The organism is Caulobacter sp., from assembly GCF_049283275.1.
Classification (GTDB): domain Bacteria; phylum Pseudomonadota; class Alphaproteobacteria; order Caulobacterales; family Caulobacteraceae; genus Caulobacter.
Genome location: NZ_JBAPVS010000359.1, coordinates 1 through 3,243, shown reverse-complemented (window position 1 = coordinate 3,243; position 3,243 = coordinate 1). Strand labels below are relative to the sequence as shown.

Sequence of the window (3,243 nt, the reverse complement as noted above, 5' to 3'; positions counted from 1 at the left end):
GATCCTCCCCCTTTGGGGGAGGTGGCCCGGAGGGCCGGAGGGGGTCTTGCGACCTCAGCCCGCCGCGAACTTGCCGATCAGGTGCTCGGCCAGCCGGATCGACAGGGTGATGATCGTGAAGGTCGGGTTGGAGACGCCCGCCGAGGCGAAGGCCGAGGCGCCGGCGACGTACAGGTTGTCGAGCGTGTGGACCTTCAGGTCGGCGTCGACCACGCCGTCTTCCGGCAGGGCCGACATGCGGGCGGTGCCGATGTGATGACCGTTGACCACCACCTGCCGCGTGATCGTCGCCCAGTCGGGGAAGGTGACCTGGCCGCCCAGGCCCGCGACCGACGCCTGGAACAGGGCCGTCGTCTTCTCGTAGGTGGTCTGGTCGCGAGGATCGAGCGTCCAGGTGATGTGGGTCTGGGGCTGGCCGAACACCTTGTCGCGGCGCTGGGGGTCCTGGGCCAGGACGATCCGGCTGTCGGGGGTGGGCGTGGCCTCGTAATAGTAGTTGCCGCCGTTCCACCAGAACCAGCAGCTGCCGATGCCCCACTTCAGCTGCTGCTCGGCGTCGGGCTCGAAGCGGCCGGTGACCCCCACGCCGTTGGCGTCGCTGAAGGCGACCGGCCGCACGCCCGACAGGCCGACGCCGTCCATCAGCCGTTGCTGGTCGTAGGTCAGGTAGCTGCCGAAGACCCCGATGACGGACCCGGTCAGCGGGTGGCACATGAAGGTCTTGCCGACGTGGCCGGACTCGTTGCCCACGTCCGACAGCAGCAGCAGGCGGGCGTTCTCCACCGACCCGCAGGCCAGCACGTAGACATCGGCCTTGACCGTGAACTCGGTGGCCTTCCTCGGGATCGGGTTGGTGTTGTCCATGCTGGCCACGCGCAGCCCGGTCACCCGGCCGCCGGCCTTGTCGATCTCCAGCAGGCTGGCGTTGAGGATCACGTCGCAGGCGCTGTCGCCGATCGTGCTCTGGCCCTCGAACGTGCGGGTGGCGAAATTGGTGTTGGGCATGAACTGGTACATCGCCACCTCGAAGCCCGGCAGATTGGGCACGTCGGCTTGCAGGACCTGGGCCCAGTACTCGGCCGTGAAGTTGTCATGCAGCCCGCACAGGGCGGCGGCCTTGCTGTAGAAGGGATCGAGGTCGGCGCGGGTGATCGGCCAGCCCGGGAAGCCCGGACGCTTCTGGAAGGTCAGCGGATCGAGCGGCCGCGACTGGCCGCCCCAGTGGGTGGAGGTGCCGCCGTAGAACCGCTCGCGCTCCGACGGCCCGCCCCGCACCCCCGGATAGCGCAGGATCAGGAAGTCCCGCTCGTTGGTGGCGAACAGCCCGTCCGCCAGGCCGTCATAGAGCAGGGCCTTGTCCGCCTGGCTGGCGTAATAGTCGGGATAGACGCGCGAGCCCTCGATCATCGTGACCCTCAGCCCCGCCTTTTGCAGGAACCAGGCCGCCGTGATCCCCGCCGGCCCCGATCCGACGATGCACACCTGGGTGGTGACCACCGAACCGTTGGCGATGTCCTTGCCGTTCCTGATCATGGCTCCACCCTTGAGTTGAGCCGAGCATGTTTGCTATTTTCAAGTGCGTCAAGCGCTGGCACAACCGGCGGTGGCGGTTACTTCGGATCCATACGCGCCTGTGCGGCATTGCCCCATCGACAGCCGGCCCGGGCTGGGCATGATGGGGCCGAGCCCGCCCAACTTCGGGCCCCGAGTCCGAATAAAGGAGCGCGATGAGCGCGCGATCCCCGACCGAGACCCAGAACGCTTCCCAAACCGCCCCGGGAACCGCGTCTCCGCCGGCGGCGTCCGCTTCGCCCAGCGTCACCACCGCGCTGAAGCACGCGCCGATGGGCATCGCCATCTTCGACGACCAGATGCGCTACCTGGCCGCCTCGCGGCAGTACTTGACCGACCAGAACATGTCGCCCGACACCCCGCTGCTGGGCCGCCGCCACTATGACGTCTTTCCCGAGATCCCGCAGTTCTGGCGCGACAAGCACGCCCAGGTGCTGACGCAGGGCGTCGAGCTGCGCGAGGACGAGGGCGACCGCTATGTCGACCGCAACGGCGAGGTCCACTGGGTGCGCTGGTCGATGGCCCCCTGGCGCACCGACGACGGGCGGATCGGCGGGCTGGTGCTCTATACCGAGATGGTCACCAAGGCGGTCGAGGCCAAGCACCGGCTGGAGGCCGCCGAGGCCCGCTACCGCGCGGTGTTCGACCAGGCGGCGATGGGCGTGGCCCGGGTGTCGAGCAGCGGTCGGTTCCTGGAGGTCAACGACCGGTTCTGCGCCATCACCCGGCGCGACCGCGAGACGCTGCTGGCCGCGACCTTCATGGACATCGTCCGCGGCGAGGACACCGTCGCCGCCGTGGTCACCCAGGGCCAGGCCCTGTTCGCCGGCGAGATCGACACCTATTCGGTGGAGCGGCGGGTCGAGGGCCGCGACGGGACGATCTGGGTGCACGTCACCGCCTCGCGGGTCGATCCCGGCGGCGAGGGGAGGCCCTATCTGGTGGTGATCATCTCCGACATCACCGCCCGCAAGCAGGTCGAGGCCGAGCAGCAGCACTATCAGGACCAGCTGCGGCTGTTGATCAACGAGCTGAACCACCGGGTGAAGAACACCCTGGCCACGGTGCAGTCGATGGCCAGCCAGACCCTGAAGAACGAGCCCGACCCGATCGTGGCCTTCGAGAAGTTCGAGTCCCGACTGATGGGCCTGTCGCAGGTGCACGACGTGCTGACCCGCGAGAGCTGGCACGGGGCGAGCCTGTCCGACGTGGCCGAGCGGGCCCTGGCGCCGTTCAGCCCGCCGGACGGAGCCGACCGGCTGAGGATCGACGGCCCGCCGGTCTGGCTGGCCCCGGGCGGGGCCCTGACCATGGCCCTGATCTTCCACGAGCTGGCGACCAACGCCCTGAAATACGGCGCGCTGGCCAACACCAAGGGCAGGGTGGTGCTGGCCTGGACCTACGACGCGGCGACCCGCGACCTGGCCCTGACCTGGACCGAGACCGGCGGCCCGCCGGTGGTCGCCCCCACCCGCCGCGGCTTCGGCTCGCGGCTGATCGAGCGCAGCTTGCGCGGCGAACTGAAGGGCGCGGCGACCATGGACTACCGGCCCGAGGGGCTGGTGTGCGCGATGCGGGCGACGCTGTCGGACCCGGTGGAGGGGGGATCGCCTTTGGGGTGACTGGGACGAAAGACCCCCTCAGTCGCTCCGCGACAGCTCCCCCAGAGGG

At 69.3% G+C, this 3,243-nt stretch carries 2 protein-coding genes; one reads left to right on the top strand and one right to left on the bottom strand.

Features of this window, described 5'->3' with window-relative positions; translation table 11 throughout:
• Positions 1-54 precede the first annotated feature (54 nt).
• Positions 55-1,533, bottom strand: coding sequence for a GMC oxidoreductase (locus WAL33_RS20390; RefSeq protein WP_422183717.1), 1,479 nt, complete (start codon positions 1,531-1,533; stop codon positions 55-57).
• A 194-nt stretch (positions 1,534-1,727) separates the two neighbouring features.
• Here WAL33_RS20390 and WAL33_RS20385 point away from each other — a divergent pair, with 194 nt between their 5' ends.
• A complete protein-coding gene (locus WAL33_RS20385) occupies positions 1,728-3,194 on the top strand; it encodes a sensor histidine kinase (RefSeq protein ID WP_422183715.1) in 1,467 nt (488 codons plus the stop codon).
• Positions 3,195-3,243 lie beyond the last annotated feature (49 nt).

What these genes read in the sequence shown, in the direction of transcription:
- WAL33_RS20390 (WP_422183717.1), bottom strand. Translation starts at nt 1,533, where the DNA reads ATGATCAGGAACGGCAAGGACATCGCCAACGGTTCGGTGGTCACCACC.
- WAL33_RS20385 (WP_422183715.1), top strand. Translation starts at nt 1,728, where the DNA reads ATGAGCGCGCGATCCCCGACCGAGACCCAGAACGCTTCCCAAACCGCC.